At 64.1% G+C, this 19,014-nt stretch carries 20 protein-coding genes; 10 read left to right on the forward strand and 10 right to left on the reverse strand.

The window, feature by feature from the left end; genetic code table 11:
* Nucleotides 1-23 precede the first annotated feature (23 nt).
* Genes hutG through hutI form a run of 3 tightly spaced genes read right to left on the reverse strand, consistent with a single transcriptional unit; the run spans nt 24 to nt 3,609 of the window.
* Nucleotides 24-842, reverse strand: coding sequence for an N-formylglutamate deformylase (gene hutG, locus RFN30_RS07585; RefSeq protein ID WP_320261481.1), 819 nt, complete (start codon nt 840-842; stop codon nt 24-26).
* Nucleotides 842-2,383, reverse strand: a complete 1,542-nt coding sequence (gene hutH, locus RFN30_RS07590; protein WP_320261482.1) for a histidine ammonia-lyase — start codon at nt 2,381-2,383, stop codon at nt 842-844. Before hutH ends, hutG begins: the two co-directional genes overlap by 1 nt.
* On the reverse strand, nt 2,380-3,609 hold the full coding sequence (hutI, locus tag RFN30_RS07595) for an imidazolonepropionase (RefSeq protein WP_320261483.1): 1,230 nt from the start codon (nt 3,607-3,609) through the stop codon (nt 2,380-2,382). The genes hutH and hutI overlap by 4 nt, the downstream gene beginning before the upstream one ends.
* Nucleotides 3,610-3,706: 97 nt before the next feature.
* On the opposite strand from hutI, the gene RFN30_RS07600 reads away from it, so the two are divergent.
* Both RFN30_RS07600 and hutC read left to right on the forward strand, forming a co-directional pair.
* Nucleotides 3,707-5,062, forward strand: a complete 1,356-nt coding sequence (locus RFN30_RS07600) for a formimidoylglutamate deiminase (protein WP_320261484.1) — start codon at nt 3,707-3,709, stop codon at nt 5,060-5,062.
* A 15-nt stretch (nt 5,063-5,077) separates the two neighbouring features.
* Complete coding sequence (hutC, locus tag RFN30_RS07605; RefSeq protein WP_320261485.1) at nt 5,078-5,824, forward strand: histidine utilization transcriptional repressor HutC; 747 nt, start codon at nt 5,078-5,080, stop codon at nt 5,822-5,824.
* Nucleotides 5,825-6,026: 202 nt separating this feature from the next.
* Here hutC and RFN30_RS07610 read toward each other — a convergent pair whose 3' ends face one another.
* Nucleotides 6,027-6,371, reverse strand: a complete 345-nt coding sequence (locus RFN30_RS07610) for a RidA family protein (RefSeq protein WP_320261486.1) — start codon at nt 6,369-6,371, stop codon at nt 6,027-6,029.
* Between the two features lie 229 nt (nt 6,372-6,600).
* Between RFN30_RS07610 and aztA the strand changes: the two genes are divergently transcribed.
* The 6 genes from aztA to RFN30_RS07640 all read left to right on the forward strand — a co-directional run bounded on the left by aztA (nt 6,601) and on the right by RFN30_RS07640 (nt 10,693).
* On the forward strand, nt 6,601-7,422 hold the full coding sequence (gene aztA, locus RFN30_RS07615; RefSeq protein WP_320261487.1) for a zinc ABC transporter ATP-binding protein AztA: 822 nt from the start codon (nt 6,601-6,603) through the stop codon (nt 7,420-7,422).
* The gene (aztB, locus tag RFN30_RS07620; RefSeq protein ID WP_320261488.1) at nt 7,422-8,297 is read left to right on the forward strand and encodes a zinc ABC transporter permease AztB; all 876 of its coding nucleotides are present in this window, start codon (nt 7,422-7,424) and stop codon (nt 8,295-8,297) included. Before aztA ends, aztB begins: the two co-directional genes overlap by 1 nt.
* Nucleotides 8,298-8,326: 29 nt before the next feature.
* A complete protein-coding gene (gene aztC / locus RFN30_RS07625) occupies nt 8,327-9,268 on the forward strand; it encodes a zinc ABC transporter substrate-binding protein AztC (protein WP_320261489.1) in 942 nt (313 codons plus the stop codon).
* Nucleotides 9,269-9,411: 143 nt separating this feature from the next.
* Nucleotides 9,412-9,834 (forward strand): YeeE/YedE family protein, encoded by a 423-nt coding sequence (locus RFN30_RS07630; protein ID WP_320261490.1) that lies wholly within the window; start codon nt 9,412-9,414, stop codon nt 9,832-9,834.
* Between the two features lie 3 nt (nt 9,835-9,837).
* Nucleotides 9,838-10,275, forward strand: a complete 438-nt coding sequence (locus RFN30_RS07635) for a DUF6691 family protein (RefSeq protein WP_320261491.1) — start codon at nt 9,838-9,840, stop codon at nt 10,273-10,275.
* A 79-nt stretch (nt 10,276-10,354) separates the two neighbouring features.
* Entirely contained in the window at nt 10,355-10,693 is a 339-nt protein-coding gene (locus RFN30_RS07640) for a protein tyrosine phosphatase family protein (protein ID WP_320261492.1), read from the forward strand.
* A 229-nt stretch (nt 10,694-10,922) separates the two neighbouring features.
* Here RFN30_RS07640 and RFN30_RS07645 read toward each other — a convergent pair whose 3' ends face one another.
* Nucleotides 10,923-11,390 (reverse strand): Lrp/AsnC family transcriptional regulator, encoded by a 468-nt coding sequence (locus RFN30_RS07645; RefSeq protein ID WP_320261493.1) that lies wholly within the window; start codon nt 11,388-11,390, stop codon nt 10,923-10,925.
* A 138-nt stretch (nt 11,391-11,528) separates the two neighbouring features.
* Between RFN30_RS07645 and hppD the strand changes: the two genes are divergently transcribed.
* Nucleotides 11,529-12,644 (forward strand): 4-hydroxyphenylpyruvate dioxygenase, encoded by a 1,116-nt coding sequence (gene hppD / locus RFN30_RS07650; RefSeq protein WP_320261494.1) that lies wholly within the window; start codon nt 11,529-11,531, stop codon nt 12,642-12,644.
* A gap of 21 nt (nt 12,645-12,665) precedes the next feature.
* On the opposite strand, the gene RFN30_RS07655 is transcribed toward hppD, so the two are convergent.
* The 3 genes from RFN30_RS07655 to hmgA form a co-directional block, all read right to left on the reverse strand.
* Nucleotides 12,666-13,202 carry a DinB family protein gene (locus RFN30_RS07655; RefSeq protein ID WP_320261495.1) on the reverse strand — a complete coding sequence of 179 codons (537 nt, stop codon included), beginning with the start codon at nt 13,200-13,202 and terminating at the stop codon, nt 12,666-12,668.
* A gap of 28 nt (nt 13,203-13,230) precedes the next feature.
* Complete coding sequence (locus RFN30_RS07660; protein WP_320261496.1) at nt 13,231-14,244, reverse strand: fumarylacetoacetate hydrolase family protein; 1,014 nt, start codon at nt 14,242-14,244, stop codon at nt 13,231-13,233.
* A gap of 171 nt (nt 14,245-14,415) precedes the next feature.
* On the reverse strand, nt 14,416-15,729 hold the full coding sequence (gene hmgA / locus RFN30_RS07665; protein WP_320261497.1) for a homogentisate 1,2-dioxygenase: 1,314 nt from the start codon (nt 15,727-15,729) through the stop codon (nt 14,416-14,418).
* 128 nt (nt 15,730-15,857) lie between these two features.
* Here hmgA and RFN30_RS07670 point away from each other — a divergent pair, with 128 nt between their 5' ends.
* Nucleotides 15,858-16,301 carry a MarR family winged helix-turn-helix transcriptional regulator gene (locus tag RFN30_RS07670; protein WP_320261498.1) on the forward strand — a complete coding sequence of 148 codons (444 nt, stop codon included), beginning with the start codon at nt 15,858-15,860 and terminating at the stop codon, nt 16,299-16,301.
* A 212-nt stretch (nt 16,302-16,513) separates the two neighbouring features.
* Here RFN30_RS07670 and tdh read toward each other — a convergent pair whose 3' ends face one another.
* Together tdh and RFN30_RS07680 are read right to left on the reverse strand one after the other, a co-directional pair.
* Nucleotides 16,514-17,548 carry an L-threonine 3-dehydrogenase gene (tdh, locus tag RFN30_RS07675; RefSeq protein WP_320261499.1) on the reverse strand — a complete coding sequence of 345 codons (1,035 nt, stop codon included), beginning with the start codon at nt 17,546-17,548 and terminating at the stop codon, nt 16,514-16,516.
* A 218-nt stretch (nt 17,549-17,766) separates the two neighbouring features.
* Complete coding sequence (locus tag RFN30_RS07680; protein WP_320261500.1) at nt 17,767-18,954, reverse strand: glycine C-acetyltransferase; 1,188 nt, start codon at nt 18,952-18,954, stop codon at nt 17,767-17,769.
* Between the last annotated feature and the right edge of the window lie 60 nt (nt 18,955-19,014).

Below are 19,014 nucleotides of genomic sequence, written 5' to 3' on the forward strand. Positions count from 1 at the left end.
TCAAGCAAGGCGGGCGGCGCGGGTCAGCGCCCGGCCCAGTCAATGGCGGTTTCGAGGATGGTTTTCAGCGTGGCGCGGATCGGCGCCGCATAGGTTGCGTCGTAAGGCACGGGCCAGTTTTCCGGCGCGCCCTTTTCCGACGGCTCGCGCATGTAGCCGCGGTTGGAGAGCTCCATCTGCAGCGCATGGACGCCGTTCTGCGGCTGGCCGAAGCTGCGCGTGATCCAGCCGCCCTTGAAGCGGCCATTGATCACCCAGCTCTCGCCTGTCGCGGCGAGGATGGCGGCCACCTTTTCCTGCAGCGACGGATCGGTGCTCTTGCCGTCATTGGTGCCGAGGTTGAACACCGGGAGCGTGCCTTCGAACAGGCGCGGCAGCACCGAGCGGATCGAATGGCAGTCGTAGAGAACGATCTTCTCGTGCATGCCGCGCAGGCGGTCGATCTCGGCCTGCAGGGCGGCATGATAGGGTACGAAATAGGTCTCACGACGCCTGTCGATCTCGGACGGCGTCGGCTCCTCACCCATGCGGTAGAGCGGATCGCCGTCAAACGTGTCCGTCGGGCAGAGCGTGGTGGTCGCCTGTCCAGGATAGAGCGAGACGCCGGAAGGGTCGCGGTTGGCGTCGATGACGGTGCGCGAGATGGCGGTGTGGACGACCGTCGCGCCAAGCTCGGTAGCGAAATCATAGAGCTTGTCGATCCACCAGTCGCAGTCACGGCGGCCAAGCCAGGTCGAAACCAGCCGGCTATCGAGGCCAGCGAGATCGATGCCGGTGTGCGGGATCGAGACCAGCAGGGGCGCCGTGCCGCGCGTGATGGTGAGCCAGGGAGGCGTGGCCATCACGCCGTCCCTGCAATCGAAGGCAGCGCCACCACGCTTGCCGCGTTCACCGCGGCACCGCTGCGCACCAGGGCGATCGCCTTTTCCATGTCGGGATGGAAATGCCGGTCGTTGTCGAGATGCGGCACCTCGGCTCGGACCGATTTGCGCACGGCCTCCAGAGCATCGCTCGAAGCGAGCGGTGCGTGGAAATCGCAGCCCTGTGCGGCCGCCAGCAGCTCGATGCCGATGACGGCGGTCGCATTTTCGATCATGCCGAGCAGCCGGCGCGCGCCGTGGGCCGCCATCGAAACATGGTCTTCCTGGTTGGCCGAGGTCGGGATGGAATCGACGCTCGCCGGATAGGCCTTCTGCTTGTTTTCCGAAACGAGCGCGGCCGCCGTTACCTGCGGGATCATGAAACCGGAATTCAGCCCCGGCTTCGGCGTGAGGAAAGCCGGCATGCCGGAGAGCGCCGGATCGACCAGCATGGCGATGCGCCGCTCCGACAGCGAGCCGATCTCACAGACCGCCAGCGCGATCATGTCGGCGGCGAAGGCCACCGGCTCAGCGTGGAAATTGCCGCCCGAAAGCGCGGTGTCGTCCTCGGCGAAGATCAGCGGATTGTCGGTGACACCGTTGGCCTCGGTCTCGAGCGTGTCGGCGGCCTTGCGCAGCACGTCGAGGGCTGCACCCATCACCTGCGGCTGGCAGCGCAGGCAATAAGGATCCTGCACGCGCTCGTCGCCGACGCGGTGCGACTCGCGAATGGCGCTGCCGGCCATCAGATTGCGCAGCGCATCCGCCGTCTCGATCTGGCCGCGATGTTTCCTCAACAGGTGGATGCGCGGATCAAAGGGCGCGTCCGAGCCGCGGGCGGCATCGGTCGACAGCGCGCCGGCGACCAGCGCCGACTGGTAGAGCGTCTCGGCCTCGAACAGGCCGGCGAGCGCGAAGGCGGTCGAGAACTGCGTGCCATTGAGCAGCGCCAGGCCCTCCTTGGCACCGAGCGTGACCGGCTCCAGCCCGTGCGAGACGAAAGCGACCTTGGCCGGGAAACGGCCGTGCGGCGTAAAGCATTCGCCGACGCCGATCATCACCGCCGTCATATGCGAGAGCGGCGCGAGGTCGCCGGAAGCGCCGACCGAGCCCTGCGCCGGCACGACCGGGATGACGTCGTTGGCGAGCATCCCCTGAAGCAGGTCGATGGTCTCGGCCTTTACACCGGACGCACCTTGGGCGAGGCTGGCAAGCTTCAGCGCCATCATCAGCCGCACCACCGCGACGGGCATCGGCTCGCCGACACCGGCGGCGTGCGAAAGCACGATGTTGCGCTGGAGCGTTTCGAGGTCGGCCCCGGGAATGCGGACGCTGGCCAATTTGCCGAAGCCGGTGTTGATGCCATAGACCGGCTCGCCCTTGGCGAGGATGCGGGCGACCGCTTCGGCGCTGGCCTTGATTTTCGGCCGGCAAGCGTCGTCGAGCTTCGGCACGGCGCCGCGGTAGATGGCGCGCCAATCGGCAAGCGTCGCGCTGCCGGGCTTCAAGGTCAGTTCGGTCATTGTCCTCTCCAGATACGGGCATGGAGCGGGTTGAAGCCCATGCGGTAGACGAGTTCTGCCGGGCGCTTGATGTCCCAGATGGCAAGGTCGGCGGATTTGCCGGTCTCCAGCGTGCCGGTTTTGTCGAGAAGCCCCAGCGCACGCGCCGCCTCGCGGGTGACGCCGGCGAGGCATTCGTCGACGGTCAGGCCAAAGAGCGTCGCGGCCATGTTCATGGTGAGCAGCAGCGATGTGAGCGGCGAGGTCCCGGGGTTGCTGTCGGTGGCAACTGCCATCTTCACGCCGTGGCGGCGGAACAGGTCGATGGGCGGCTTCTTGGTCTCGCGGATGAAATAGTAGGCGCCTGGCAGGATCGTCGCCACGGTCCCGGTCTTGGCCATAGCCGCGGCGCCCTCCTCGTCGGTGTATTCGAGATGGTCGGCGGACAGCGCGCCGTAGCTCGAAGCAAGCGCCGCGCCATGCAGATTGGAAAGCTGGTCGGCGTGGAGTTTTACGGGCAGGCCGAGTGCTTTTGCCTTGTCGAAAACACGCGCGATCTGCTCGGGCGAAAACGCGATGCCCTCGCAAAAGCCATCGACGGCGTCGGCAAGTTTTTCGGCGGCAACCGCCGGAAGGATCGTGCCGGCGACGAGGTCGATGAAAGCGTCCTTGTCGCCCTTGGCTTCAGGCGGCAGCGCATGGGCGGCGAGACAGGTCGTGTGGACCGTCACCTTCCGTTCGCTATCGAGACGGCGCGCAGCGCGCAGCGACTTCTTCTCATTGTCGAGGTCGAGGCCGTAACCGGACTTCACTTCGACGGTGGTCACGCCCTCGGCAATCAGCGCATCGAGGCGCGGCAGCGTCTCAGCAACGAGTTCATCCTCGCTCGCGGCGCGCAGCGATTTCACGGAAGAGACGATGCCGCCCCCGGCGCGGGCCACTTCTTCATAAGTGGCGCCGGCCAGCCGCATCTCGAATTCATTGGCGCGGTTGCCGGCATAGACAAGATGCGTGTGGCAGTCGATCAGGCCGGGCGTGATCCAGCGGCCCTCGCAATCGATGCTCTCGCTGCCTTGCCCGAGCGCCGCCGGCATGTCGGCTTCCGCGCCGGCATAGACAATGAGCCCGTCGCGCGCGGCGACCGCGCCCTTTTCGACGATGCCTAAGCCCGCCGCACCATCGGCCATGGTCGCCAGGCGCGCGTTGCGCCAAAGACGAAGGCCGCCCTGTCTATTCTCTCCACCCATCATCTTTTCCATTTGAAAGGATTGCGATTATGTATATACATATTAGAACGCGACGCAAGTGGTAATGTCGCTTGGGCAATGAGATTCGGAGAGGAACGTGACGGCGATCTTTGCGGAACAGGCGCTGCTGCCCGAGGGCTGGCGAGGTAATGTGAGGATCGCTTTCGACGGCGGCCGCATCGCCACGGTCGAGGCTGGCGCCTCGCCGCAGTCCGGCGACGAACGCCATGCGATTCTCCTGTCCGGCATGCCCAATTTGCACAGCCACGCCTTCCAGCGCGGCATGGCGGGGCTGGCCGAATTGCGGGGCCCTTCGGCCGACAGTTTCTGGAGTTGGCGCGAGGTGATGTACCGCTTCGCGCTGTCGATGACGCCCGACCAGGTCGAGGCGGTGGCGGCGCAGCTCTATGTCGAGATGCTGGAGGCCGGGTTTTCCCGGGTCGGCGAGTTTCACTATCTCCACCACGACCGCGACGGAAAGCCTTACGCCAACATCGCCGAGATGGCCGAGCGTATCGCGGCGGCGGCCGCCGAGACCGGCATCGGGCTGACGTTGCTGCCGGTCTTCTACGCCCACTCCGCCTTCGGCGGCGCGGCGCCGAATGAAGGCCAGCGGCGATTCATCAATAATGTCGAACGGTTCGGGCGCTTGCTTGAGAAAAGCCGTGAATGCGTATCGAAGCTGGAACAGGCTGTCGTCGGCGTCGCGCCGCACAGCCTGCGCGCCGCAACGCCGGACGAGTTCAACGCGGTCGCCGCGATGGCGCCAAACGGGCCGATCCATATCCATATCGCCGAGCAGGTGAAGGAGGTGGAGGACTGCGTCGCCTGGTCGGGCGCGCGGCCCGTCGAGTTTCTGCTGTCCAGCGCCAAGGTGGACAAGCGCTGGTGCCTGATCCACGCCACGCATATGACCGAAGCGGAAACGATCGCCATGGCGAAGAGCAGCGCGATCGCCGGCCTCTGCCCCATCACCGAGGCCAATCTCGGCGACGGCACCTTTGCCGCGCCACTGTTCATCGAGCACGGCGGTCGCTTCGGCGTCGGCTCCGACTCCAATGTGCTGATCGGGCTGCCGGACGAGATCAGGCAGCTCGAATATTCGCAGCGCCTCGCCCACCGCGCCCGCAACGTTTTGGCGCGTGCCGGCGGCTCGACCGGGCGCGCGCTGTTCGACGCCGCGCTCGACGGCGGCGGCGCGGCGCTCGGCGCCGGTCCGTCATGGATTGCCGCCGGCGGTCCCGCCGATTTCGTCTCGCTCGACGCCGGCCATCCCTCGCTTGCCGGCAAGACGGGCGACGCGATCCTCGACGCCTGGATCTTCGCCAATGGCAGCAAGGTCGATTGCGTCTGGGTGCATGGCAAAAAGCAGGTCAGCGGCGGCAGGCATGCCAAGCACGAGGCGATCGCCAAGCGGTTCCGCACGGTGATGACCGCCCTTTCCCAAGGCTGACGCAGGAAAAGCCCGATGAGCCTGGTTGAAACCGATGATGTTGAAAGCGGCGAGAGCGTTTCGCTGCACCAGCGCATCCTGTCGGATATCCGCGAGAAAATCCTGTCCGGGGCTTGGTCGCCCGGCCACCGCATCCCGTTCGAGCACGAGCTGACGGCTCAATATAACTGTTCGCGCATGACGGTGAACAAGGCGCTGTCGCAGCTCGCCAAGGCCGGGCTGATCGAGCGCCGCCGCCGTTCGGGCAGCTTCGTGCGCCAGCCGCAATCGCAGGCGGCGGTGCTGGAGCTGCACGACATCAGGATCGAGGTCGAGGCGCTCGGCCTGCCCTATCGCTATCAACGGCTCGAGCGCCTGAAGCGGCGCAGCGGCGCCGAGGACCGGTCGCTGCTCGGGCTTTCCGTCCCGGGTCCGCTGCTTGCGCTGGAAGGCCTGCATTTTGCCGGCGAACGGCCGTTCGCGCTCGAGCAGCGGCTGATCAACCTGTCAGCGGTGGCCGAGGCGGCCGAGGAAGAATTTCTCGACATCGCCCCCGGCCCCTGGCTGATCGGTCGCGTGCCGTGGAGCGAGGCCGAGCACCGCATCCGCGCCATGGCGGCCGACGAGAATATCGCCGACGCGCTCGACATCGACCCCGGCGCGCCCTGTCTCGTGGTCGAGCGCCGCACCTGGAGCGCCGAGCACCCGGTCACGCATGTGCGCTTCATCTATCCGGCGGAAAGCCACACGCTGGTGGCGAGGTTCACGCCGTCGCAGGGGTAGCGCCAACGCCCCTTCTCCCCTTGTGGGAGAAGGTGGATCGGCGCACAGCGCCGAGACGGATGAGGGGTGCTCGAGGGAATGAGAGGCCAGAAATCCAAGCACCAGAAGCGCCTAGTTCTTCAGCGCGGCGATTCTTCCAACACCCCTCATCCGGCCGCTGCGCGGCCACCTTCTCCCACAAGGGGAGAAGGCAAGACAGGTGCTAGATCGCCGCCGTGATAATGATCTCGACCAGATATTCCGGTCCGGCGAGCTTGGCTTCGCCTGTGGCGCGGGCGGGCGTGTGGCCCTGCGGCACCCACTTGTCCCATTCCGAGTTCATCTCGGCGAAGGTGCCCATGTCGGCCAGCCAGATGATCGCCTGGACGATCTTGGTCTTGTCGGTCCCGGCTTTGGCCAGCAATTCGTCGATGGTCTTCAGGATGTCGCGCGTCTGCGAAGCGACGTTGCCTCCGGGCTCGCCGACCTGGCCGGCCAGATAGACGGTGTTACCGTGAATGACGATCTGGCTCATGCGCGGGCCGACATCAATGCGACGAATGCTCATGGGAGGTTCCTTCGTTATGGGAGTCGTGCCTCTTTAGAGTCCGTGCCGGCTCCGGGCAAGGCCGCCGGACGCGAAACCAATTGAGCCAATTATCCGGCCCGGCCTCGTCACGCACACGGCGAGTTGACCGGCCGAGACGTAAATTCCGCCGGTCTGCCGTGTTGACTAATGTAATAACATCACATATCGACGGTGCACTCGATTTAGTGGGACCGCCCCGGAACATCTGATGACAAATGCCTGCCTGACCTTCCGCGACCTGACGCTCGGCTATGGCAGCCACCCCGCCATCCATCACCTCGACGGCATCGTCCGCAAAGGATCGCTGACCGCGGTTGTCGGCGCCAACGGCTCGGGCAAGTCGACGCTGATGAAGGGCATTGTCGGCGTGCTGAAGCCTATGGAGGGCACGGTGGTCCGCGCGCCCGGCGTGCGCACCGCCTACCTGCCGCAGCAGTCGGAATTGGATCGCACTTTCCCGGCGCGCGTCGTGGACCTGGTCTCGCTTGGGCTTTGGCCGAAGCGCGGCATGCTCGGGCGCTACACCAAAGAGGATCGCGAGTCGGTCAGCAAGGCACTGATGGCGGTCGGGCTCGGCGACTTCGAGAAGCGGTCGATCGACACGCTCTCCGGCGGCCAGCTGCAGCGCACGCTTTTTGCGCGTGTGCTGCTGCAGGACGCCGATCTCATCCTGCTCGACGAGCCGTTCAATGCGGTGGATGCCAAGACCGTCGGCGACCTTATCCAACTGATAAAACGCTGGCATGGCGAGGAACGCACGATCATGGTCGTCGTTCACGACCTCGATCTGGTGCGGCAGAATTTCCCGGAAACGCTGCTGCTCGCCCGCCAGCCCGTTGCCTGGGGCGAGACGCGCGAGACGCTGCGGCCGGAGAATCTGCTCAAGGCGCGGCGCTTCCACGAGGCCTGGGAAGAGAATGCGCCTTGGTGCGAGCCGAGCGAGCACGATCACAGCCATGACCTTGGTGATCACGCCCATGTGCATGATCATCACGATCACCACCACGGCTCCGGACCGAGGGCGGCGTGATGGATTTCCTCTACGGCCTGTTCATCGCGCCTTTCGCCGATTTCGCCTTTATGCAGCGGGCGCTGTTCGGCTCGCTGATGCTGTCGCTCGGCGCCTGCCCTGTCGGCGTCTTCCTGATGTTGCGCCGCATGAGCCTCTCGGGAGACGCGATGGCGCATGCGATCCTGCCCGGTGCCGCAGCCGGCTTCCTGCTCTACGGCCTCGAAATCCTCCCGATGACAATAGGCGGGCTTATCGCCGGCATCATCGTCGCGCTTGGAGCGGGCGCGGTCTCGCGTTTCACCATCCAGCGCGAGGACGCTTCGATGGCGGCCTTCTATCTCATCTCGCTCGCCGTCGGTGTGTTGATGGTGTCGATCCGTGGCTCGAGCGTCGACTTGATGCATGTGCTCTTCGGCACCGTGCTCGCACTCAACAACGAAGCGTTGACGCTGATCGGCGGCATCGTGGTAGTGACGCTTGCCAGCCTTGCCATCTTCTGGCGCGCGCTGGTCGCCGAATGCCTCGATCCGCTGTTCCTACGCTCGGTGAGCCGCATGGGCAGCCCGGTGCACTTCGTCTTCCTCGGCCTCGTCGTGCTCAACCTCGTTGGCGGCTTCCAGGCGTTGGGCACACTGCTGTCGGTCGGGCTGATGATGCTGCCGGCGGCGGCCGCCCGTTTCTGGACGGTGCGTGTTGGACCCATGTGCGTGCTGGCCGTGCTGATCGGCTTTGCGTCCTGCATCGCCGGGCTGCTGCTTTCCTATCACGCGTCGCTGCCGTCCGGCCCGGCGATCATCCTTTCGGCCGGCGTCGTCTATTTCGTCTCGATCCTGTTCGGCTCGCGCGGCGCGTTGCGCGCGCGCATCGTGCATCACCGCCACCGCACCGCCTGACCCCAATCCCAAGCAAGGAGAGCTTCCCAATGCTGAAATCCTTCCGTGCCGCCCTGGCGATGAGTGTTATAACATTAAGCGCATTCGCAACCTCATCGGCCATCGCGGCGCCGCTCAAGGTGGTGGCGAGCTTCACGGTGATTGCCGACTTCGCCAAGAATGTCGGCGGCGACCGGGTCGAGATCACCACCATCGTCGGCACGGACGGCGACGCGCATGTCTATGAGCCGAGCCCGGCCGATGCGGTGGCGATGGCGAAGGCCGATGTCGTTCTGGTCAACGGCCTGCATTTCGAAGGTTTCCTGCAGCGCCTGGTCGATGCCAGCGCCACCAAGGCCGCGATCGTGACGCTGACCAAAGGCGTCACGCCGATCGACTTCAAGCCGGAATTCGCCGATGCGGATGCAGCCGAAAGCGCCGGCACGAGCAGCGGCAAGACGGTCACCGACCCGCATGCCTTCCAGTCGATCGCCAATGCCAGGATCTATGTCAAGAACATTGCCGACGCTTTCTGCGCCGCCGACAGCGCAGGCTGCGACAGCTACAAGGCCAATGCCGCCGCCTACGCCATCAAGCTCGATGCGCTGGAAGGCGAAGTGAAGGCAGCGATCCAGTCGATCCCCGAGGCGAAGCGCGTGGTCATCACCTCGCATGACGCCTTCGGCTATTTCGAGCACGAATACGGCCTGACCTTCCTGGCGCCGCAAGGCATCTCGACCGATTCCGAGCCTTCGGCCGCCGACGTCGCCAAGCTGGTCGAGCAGATCAAGCAGGACAAGGCGGCGGCGATCTTCATCGAGAACATCACCAATCCGCGGCTGATCGAGCAGATCGCCGGCGAGACCGGCGTCAAGGTCGGCGGCACGCTCTATTCGGATGCGTTGTCGAGTTCCGACGGCCCGGCCTCGACCTATATCGACATGATGCACAACAACATCACGCAGATCAAAGGCGCAATTCTCGGCAGTTGAGCTCGCCGCACCAGATCGCGTGGCGAAACGGCCTATGCTCCGTCCAGCCGGACCAATATCCGGCTGGATTTCTAGGCGAAAATGCCTATCTGCTGGGGGGTGGGTGATCCTCCCGATCGACCCCTACGCGGGCAGGCCTTTCCATGACTGACTTTACGCCTTTCCAGTCCTTGCTTGGCGGAGCCCTCATCGGCCTGTCGGCGGTGCTGCTGATGGCATTGCACGGCCGCATTGCCGGCATGACAGGAATCCTAACCGGCGTCATTCCGCCGGTGTCCTCCGACTGGCAGTGGCGCGCCGCCTTTATCGCCGGCGCGATCGCCGCGCCTTTGCTGGTGGTGCTTGCCGGCAAAGAGATCCCGTTCAGTGTACCGGTACCAACGCTGGCCCTCGTCATCGGCGGCTTCCTCGTCGGTATCGGCGTGCATTTCGGCGGCGGCTGCCCGAGCGGGCACGGCATTTGCGGCATCGCGCGATTGTCACCACGCTCGTTCGTCGCGGTCGCCACCTTCATGGCCACCGCCTTCGTCACCGTCTTCATCATCCGTCATGTGATCGGAGGCTGATCCATGAACAAACTCGTCTCGGCTTTCCTGATCGGCGGGCTTTTCGGTTTGGGTATCGCTGTGTCCGGTATGATCAATCCGGCGAAAGTACTGAATTTCTTCGATATCGCCGGAACCTGGGACCCGAGCCTGATCTTCGTGATGGGCGGCGGCTTGGCAGTGGCCTTCACCGGTTACCGCCTCGTGTTCGGCCAGCGCGAGGCGCCCGTGTTTGAGAGTGCCTTTGCGCTGCCGGCCAAACGCGCCATTGACTGGCAACTGGTCTGCGGCGCGGCCATCTTCGGCATCGGCTGGGGCATTGCCGGCTTTTGCCCCGGCGCCTCAATCCCGGCGCTGGGCCTTGGCTATTCGGCGACGCCGATCTTTGTCGCGGCGGTCATCGCCGGCATCGTCGCGGCCCGCTTCGCCAGGACTCGGTTTACCCAGCCGGCCGCGGCGTAAGAACTAACGGCAGCAGCAGTTGCCGGACCGCTCGGGGAGTGGCAGAACTGCCGCCAACCAGAATGCGAGGACGACACCAATGGAATACCGCCAAATCAGCGATGACTACTCAGTCTCCGGCCAGATCCTGCCCGAGGACATCGCCGCCATCAAGGACGCCGGCTTCAGAAGCGTGATCTGCAACCGGCCCGACAACGAACAGCCAGGCCAACCCTCGGCCGATAGCGTCAAGGTCGCGGCGGAAGCCGCGGGGCTTGCCTTCCGCTACATTCCGGTCATCAGCGGTCAGATCACCATGGACAATGTCGAGGACCAGGCCGAGGCGCTCGACGAGCTCGAAGGGCCGGTGTTCGCTTATTGCCGGTCCGGCGCCCGGTGCACCAACCTTTATGGGTTGATCCAGCAGCAGAAGGGGTGACGGGCGTTCCCAATCTTACGGAAGTCAATTCCGCAGGTTGGCGATCCTTCGCGCCCCCCTCTGTCCTGCCGGGGGGAGATCAGCTTTCACGCGGGCTTTCGCCAATCTCCAACGTCGCAGAAAAAGGCGCCTTCGCCGCAGCTGCCAATCTCCCCCCTCGTGGGGGAGATGGCCGGCAGGCCAGAGGGGGGCGCTGTCCCGCCGACGTAGCCAATAAAATCTGTCGGGCCTAAATCGGCAGCGCGCCGGTTTCCTTCAGCGTTTCCAGCACGATCGCAGTCTTCACATGCTGCACGGATTCATGCGGCAGCAATACCCCGTTGACGAATTCCGACAGCGATTTGAGATCGGGCGTCACCACCTTCAGGATATAATCCATCTCGCCGGTCAGCGCGTGCGCCTCCTGCACTTCGGGCAGCCGCGCCACCAACTCGCCGAAGCGGCGCGCATTGTCGCGGTTGTGGGTGGCCAAGGTCACCGAGATGACGTTGACCAGCGAAAAGCCGAGACGGTCGCGGTCGAGCACGGCGCGGTAACCCCTGATATAGCCGTCCTCCTCCAGCCGCTGGCGACGGCGCGAGCATTGCGAGGCCGAGAGGTTCACCCGCTCCGAAAGGTCGTTGTTGGTGAGCCGCGCATCGCCCTGCAACAGCGCCAGTATCTTGCGGTCAAATCGGTCAAGGCGCGCATCATCCATGGATTTTCCTCCAATCATGCACAATCCGCGCACATCAAGAGCATTTCAAGCGGTTGAATGCAAGCACCGTGCGACCGCTCCGTGCTATCATGATGAAAGATGGCCAAGACCGGCCAGAACAGTTTTCGGAGGATTGCCATGGGCCCCTTCCCGCACGACGCACCGCCCGCCAAAATCAGCAAGGCGAACCCCGCCGGTACCGATGGTTTCGAATTCGTCGAGTTCGCGCATTCAGAGCCGGAAAAACTCGCCGAGCTTTTCACCCGCATGGGCTACACCGCGGTGGCGAAGCACCGCACCAAGAACATCACCGTCTGGCGCCAGGGCGACATCAACTATGTCGTCAATGCCGAACCCGGCTCGCATGCGATGAAATTCGTCGAAAAGCACGGCCCCTGCGCCGCCTCGATGGCCTGGCGCGTGGTCGATGCCAGGCACGCCTTCGACCATGCCGTGTCCAAGGGCGCCACGCCCTATGAGGGGAAAGACAAGGCGCTCGACGTGCCGGCGATCGTCGGCATCGGCGGCTCGCTGCTTTATTTCATCGATGCCTATGGCGAGAAGGGCTCGGCCTATGACGCCGAGTTCGAATGGCTCGGCGAGCGCGACCCGAAGCCCCAGGGCGTCGGGTTCTACTATCTCGACCACCTGACCCACAATGTCTATCGTGGCAACATGGACAAGTGGTGGGATTTTTATCGCGACCTGTTCGGCTTCAAGCAGATCCATTTCTTCGACATCGACGGCAGGATCACCGGCCTGGTCAGCCGCGCCATCACCTCGCCCTGCGGCAAGATCCGCATTCCGCTCAACGAGTCCAAGGACGAGACCAGCCAGATCGCCGAGTATCTGAAAAAGTATAATGGCGAGGGCATCCAGCACATCGCGGTCGGCACCGACGCGATCTACGAAGCTACCGACAAGCTTGCCGCCAACGGGCTGAAATTCATGCCCGGCCCGCCCGACACCTATTACGAGATGTCGCATGAGCGCGTGCACGGCCATGACGAGCCGATCGAGCGGATGAAGAAGCACGGCATCCTCATCGACGGCGAAGGCGTCGTCGACGGCGGCATGACCAAGATCCTGCTGCAGATCTTCTCGAAAACCGTGATCGGCCCGATCTTCTTCGAATTCATCCAGAGGAAGGGCGACGAAGGTTTTGGCGAAGGCAATTTCCGCGCCCTGTTCGAATCGATCGAGCAGGACCAGATCAAGCGCGGCGTGATCAAGCTGGACGGCAAGGCGGCGTAGGTCTGCAGGGCTTCGAGCGGTTCACAACCCCAGCCGTTCGACCTCGTCCTTCCTCAGTTTGCTGTCGTAATCGAGCAAAAACTCATCCAATTGCGGCGGCGCGACGGAGGTGCCGGAAAGCATGGCGTGCACTTGGCCGCGATGATGGATGTCGTGCAGGAAGATGTGCGCGAGGATGTCGCCGATGCGCTCTGGGATCATGCCGTCCTCTCGTCGGTCGGTGATGACGCGGCGGTCGAGATCGGCTTCGGACAGACGGTCGCAGAAGGCAATCAGCTTGCGGTCGAAATTGGCCTGTGCCGTCGCCAGGCTGGCCACATCATCGAACGGTACGAAGGTGTCGTAGGCTGCGGCGCCGAGGCCGCCATCCGTCAGGAAATCGAAATAGAGACGATCGACCGCGATGATGTGGTTGAGCGTCTCCTTGATCGATGGGAAGAAGCTGGTGCGCTTGGCCTCGAACTCGCCGGGCTGAAGCGCTAGAACCGCTCGATAGAGGCGGTCGTTCGACCATAGATTGTTGCGCGCCATGCGGCGAAGATGCTCAAGCAGGGTCACCGTTTCGGCCTCCTCCCCCGGCTCGTGCTTATTTGACGTACTTCTCGACCTTCTGCTCGATCGCTCCGAACATCGAATGTCCGGCCTTGTCTTTCATCTCGATGCGCACCGTGTCGCCGAAATGCAGGAAGGGCGTCTTCGGCTCGCCGCTCTCGATGGTTTCGATCATGCGCAGCTCGGCGATGCAGGAATAGCCGGCGCCGCCTAACGATACCGGCTTGCCCGGTCCTCCATCGAGCTTGTTGGAGACGGTGCCGGAACCGATGATGGTGCCGGCGGCGAGCGGCCGCGTCTTCGCCGCATGCACGATCAGCGCCGGGAAGTCGAAGGTCATGTCGATACCGGCATTGGCCCGGCCGAACGGCTTGCCGTTGAGATCGACCAGCAGCGCGAGGTTAACCTTGCCGCCGTCCCAGGCATCGCCCAATTCATCCGGCGTGACCGCGACCGGCGAGAAAGCGGATGACGGCTTTGACTGGAAGAAGCCGAAGCCTTTTGCCAGTTCCGGCCCGGTGATGGCGCGCAGCGTCACATCGTTGACCAGCATCACGAGGCGAATTGCATCCCTCGCCTCTTCGAGGCTTACGCCCATCGGCACATCGTCGACAATGACGGCGACCTCGGCCTCCATGTCGATGCCGAAGGCCTCGTCCGCCATCCGGATCGGATCGCGCGGCGCAATGAAGGAATCCGAGCCACCCTGGTAGATCAGCGGATCGGTCCAGAAACTCGCCGGCATCTCGGCGCCGCGCGCTTTGCGCACCAGCTCGACATGGTTCACATAGGCCGAGCCGTCCGCCCATTGATAGGCGCGCGGCAAAGGCGAATGCGCATCATGCTCGTGGAAGCGCGCTGAAGGAACGGCGTTGGTCTCGAGCGACTCCGCCATTGCCGCGAGATGCGGCGAGATTCGCCGCCAGTCATCGAGCGCCGCCTGCAGTGTCGGCACAAGGAAGGAAGCGTCGGTGAACCGCGTCAGATCGCGCGAGACTACGACCAGTTTTCCGTCGCGTGTCCCGTTCTTCAATGTGGCAAGCTTCATGCGGCTTCCTCTCCCGATGCGGCTTTTCCCACCGCTTTGGAATTTTGTTTGAGCATGATCTCCACCGAAAACCGGTTCCCACGTTTCGGGATCATGCTTCAGTCCACAACAAGGCCGTTGCGGGCGATCGTCAAGCCGCCTATGCGAGTTTTCCTGATAAAGGCGCCCTGATCAGGACCAGTCGCCCTCAGGCGTGCCGTTAAAACGCTTCTTCAGGCCGGCCCAGCAGTCGATGTAGTTCTCCTGCAGCGTGTCCAGTTCGGCGGCGTGGCGCGTCAGCATCTGCGGAAAGCGCGTCTCGAACATGAAGGCCATGGTGTTGTCGAGCTTGACCGGCTTGAGCTCCGCACCCGTCGCCTTCTCGAAGCCGGACGCATCCGGGCCATGCGCCAGCATCTGGTTGTGCAGGCTGATGCCGCCGGGCACGAAACCTTCTTCCTTGGCGTCGTACTGGCCATGGATCAGGCCCATGAACTCGCTCATGATGTTGCGGTGGTACCAGGGCGGGCGAAAAGTGTTTTCCGCCACCAGCCAGCGCGGCGGGAAGATGACGAAGTCGACATTGGCCGTGCCCTCCTCGCCGCTCGGCGCGGTCAGCACGGTGAAGATCGACGGATCCGGGTGGTCGAACAGGATGGCGCCGACCGGCGAAAATGTCGCCAGATCATATTTATAGGGCGCGTAGTTGCCGTGCCACGCGACGACGTCGAGCGGCGAATGGCCGAGTTCGGTGACATGGAAAGTGCCGCACCATTTGACGATCAGCCGGCAGGGCGTCTCCTTTTCCTCGAACCAGGCGCAGGGCGTCTTGAAGTCGCGCGGGTTGGCGAGGCAGTTGGCGCCGATCGGGCCGCGATCGGGCATGGTGAACTTGGCGCCATAGTTCTCGCAGACATAGCCGCGCGCCTCTTTGTCGGCGAGCTCGACCTTGAAGACTAGGCCGCGCGGCAGCACGGCGATCTCGCCTGGCCGAAGCTCGATGACGCCCATCTCGGTGACAAAGCGCAGCGCGCCGAGCTGCGGCACGATCATGAGCTCGCCGTCGGCATTGAAGAAATGGTCGTCGACCATGGAGCGGTTGGCGACATAGACATGCGCCGCCATGCCGGATTGCCCCACCGCGTCGCCGGCCGTGGTCATAGTGCGCATGCCGGAGATGAAGTCCGTCGGCTCGGCGGGCATCGGCACCGGGTTCCAGCGGTACTGGCCGAGCGCCAACTCATGATCGCCGATGTTGGGCGCGGTCTTCCACAAGGGGTAGCTCGCCCGCTTGAAGCGGCCGGTGTGTCTCACGCTCGGGCGGATGCGGTAGAGCCAGGAGCGCTCGTTGGTGCCGCGCGGCGCGGTGAAGGGCGAGCCGGAAAGCTGCTCGGCATAGAGGCCGTAAGCCGGCCGCTGCGGCGAGTTGCGCCCCCGCGGCAACGAGCCGGGCAGCGTCTCGGTCTCGAAATCGTTGCCGAACCCCGGCATGTAGGAAAAGGCCATCCGATCCTCCCTGATCCCGGCTTCCAGGCGTCGCGAAGCTTGGCTTGCCGGCAATGTTGACCAAACTGGTTTCATTTGTAACCATTGAAAATGTAACTATCAACGACTGACACATTCGTGGTGCACCCATGGAACCGGAAATCCTCGAACTGGAAAGCTTCCTGCCCTACCGGCTCTATCGGCTGGCCGATGCCGTCAGCCGCGAATTCTCGCGCATCTACAAGGAGCGCCAGGGGCTGACGCGGCCGGAATGGCGCACGCTTTCCGGTCTCGGCCAGCGCGGGACGATGACGGCGACGGAGCTCGGCGAGCAGTCGGCCATGCACAAGACCAAGGTGTCGCGCGCGGTGGCTGAGCTGGAACGCAGGCGCTGGCTGACGCGCACGCCCGACGGGAACGACCGCCGCGTCGAGCATCTGACGCTGACCAAGGCGGGGCTTGCCGCCTATCGCGAGATGGTGCCGCTGGCGAAGGCGTTTGAAAGGGAGCTGCTGGCTAGGCTGGGCGAGGAAGGGCGCGCGGCGATTGTGAGCGGGGTGACGGCGCTGGAGGTGGCGTTGGGAGGGAAGTAGAGCGGAAACTGATAGACTGGCGGGACAGCGCCCCCTCTGTCCTGCCGGACATCTCCCCCGCATGGGGGGAGATTGGCAGCTTCGGCGACGGCGCCCTTCTGCAACGCTGGTGATTGGCGAAAGCGGGCGTGATGGCTGATCTCCCCCTTGTGGGGAGATGTCCGGCAGGACAGAGGGGGGCGCGAAGGAACTCTACGTCTCTACCCAGGCCCCTACCAATCCATCACCACCTTGCCCGAGCTGCCGCTGCGCATCGCGTCGAATCCAACCTGGAAATCGTCGATCCCGATGCGGTGGGTGATCAACCCCGATACATCCAGCGGCCCCTGCACCAGGGCGATCATCTTGTACCAGGTCTCGAACATCTCGCGGCCGTAGATGCCCTTCAGGTGCAGCATCTTGAAGATGACCTTGTTCCAGTCGATCTCGAAGCCGGTCGGCGCGATGCCGAGGATGGCGATCTTGCCGCCATTGTTCATGGTGTCGATCATGTCGCGGAAGGCCGGTGCTGCGCCCGACATCTCCAGACCGACATCGAAACCTTCGGTCATACCGAGCTTCGGCATGACGTCGCGCAGCTTTTCCTTCGAGGCGTCGACGACATGCTGGACGCCGAGCTTGCGCGCAAGGTCCAGCCGGACCGGGTTGATGTCGGTGATGACGACTTTCCGCGCGCCGACGCATTGCGCCACCAGCGCGCCCATGATGCCGATCGGCCCGGCCCCGGTGACCAGCACGTCCTCGCCGACCAGATCGAAGGACAATGCGGTGTGGACTGCGTTGCCCAGTGGATCGAAGATGGCCGCGATCTCGTCCGGCACGTCGCCGGGGATCGGCACGACATTGTGCTGCGGGATCGCCATGTACTCGCCGAAAGCGCCTGGACGGTTGACACCGACGCCGAGCGTGTTGCGGCAGAGATGCCCTCGCCCAGCGCGGCAGTTGCGGCAATGGCCGCAGACGATGTGGCCCTCGCCCGAGACGCGCTGACCGACCTTATATTCGGTGACCGCGGCGCCGAAATCGGCGACCGTCCCGACGAATTCGTGGCCGGTCACCATCGGCACCGGCACGGTCTTCTGCGCCCACTGGTCCCAATTGTAGATATGCACGTCGGTGCCGCAAATCGCGGTCTTCTTGACCTTGATCAGCACGTCGTTGGGGCCGATCTCCGGCACTGGCACCTCTTCCATCCAGATGCCCGGCTCGGCCTTGGCCTTCACCAGCGCCTTCATCATGTTGGACATCAGGTTCTCCCGGTGCTTCGGAGGCTTGCGTTCTGTCGCGCCCCCCTCTGTCCTGCCGGACATCTCCCCCACTTGGGGGGAGATTGGCAGTTTCGGTGCGGCGCCCATCTTGCGACGTTAGCGATTGGCGAAGGCAAAGGCGATGATCGATCTCCCCCCTTGTGGGGGAGATATCCGGCAGGACAGAGGGGGGCGCCGTAGAGCATGAACATTGGCGACTATCTAATTATGCCGAGTTCGCGCCCAACCTCGCCAAACGCCTCGACCGCCCGATCGATGTCAGCGCTCGAATGCGCCGCCGACATCTGCGTGCGAATGCGCGCCTGGCCCTTCGGCACCACCGGGAAGGAAAAGCCGATGACGTAGATGCCGCGCTTCAACATCCGCGCCGCCATCTCCTGCGCAAGTGCCGCGTCGCCCAACATCACCGGGATGATCGGATGATCGGCACCGGCAAGCGTAAAGCCGAGCTTACCCATTTGAGAGCGGAAGCGTTGCGCATTGGCATATAGGCGCTCACGCAGCGCGTCGCCATTGCGGATCAGCTCGAACACTTTCAGCGAGGCGCCGGCGATCGCCGGCATCAGCGTGTTCGAGAAGAGATAAGGCCGCGAGCGCTGGCGCAGCCAGTCGACCACCTGCTTCTTCCCCGAAGTATAGCCACCCGAAGCGCCGCCCAGCGCCTTGCCGAGCGTGCCGGTAATGACGTCCACCCTGCCCTCGACGCCGCAATGCTCGGCCGAGCCGCGGCCGTTCTTGCCGACGAAGCCGACCGCATGGCTGTCGTCGACCATGACCATGGCATCGTATTTCTCGGCGAGATCGCACACGCCCTGCAGATTGGCGATGATGCCGTCCATCGAGAACACGCCGTCGGTGGCGATCAGCCGGAAGCGGCAGTCTTTCGCTTCCTTCAGGCGGGCTTCGAGATCGGCCATATCGTTGTTGGCGTAGCGGAAGCGCCTGGCCTTGGAGAGCCTCACCCCGTCGATGATCGAGGCGTGGTTCAGCGCATCCGAGATGACGGCGTCCTCCTCGCCGAGCAGCGTCTCGAACAGGCCGCCATTGGCGTCGAAGCAGGAGCCGTAGAGGATGGTATCGTCCATGCCGAGGAAGGACGAGATTGTCGCTTCGAGCTGCTTATGCTCCTCCTGCGTGCCGCAGATGAAGCGCACCGAGGCCATGCCGTAGCCATAGCGGTCGAGCGCCTGCTTCGCCGCCTCGCGCAACTCGGGGCTGTCGGCAAGGCCGAGATAGTTGTTGGCGCAGAAATTCAGCACCTTCTGGCCGGCGACCTCGATCTCGGCCGACTGCATCGAGGTTATGACCCGCTCGGACTTATAGAGACCGGCCGATTTCAGGCCCTGAAGCTCGTTGTCGATGTGGGAGAGAAACGCTGCGCTCATGGTCCGGCCCTGTTCGGTTCAAGGCGGACTGTCGCGCCGCTGATGCGAAAAATCCATCGT

Source organism: Mesorhizobium dulcispinae, from assembly GCF_033977345.1.
Taxonomy (GTDB): Bacteria; Pseudomonadota; Alphaproteobacteria; order Rhizobiales; family Rhizobiaceae; genus Mesorhizobium; species Mesorhizobium dulcispinae.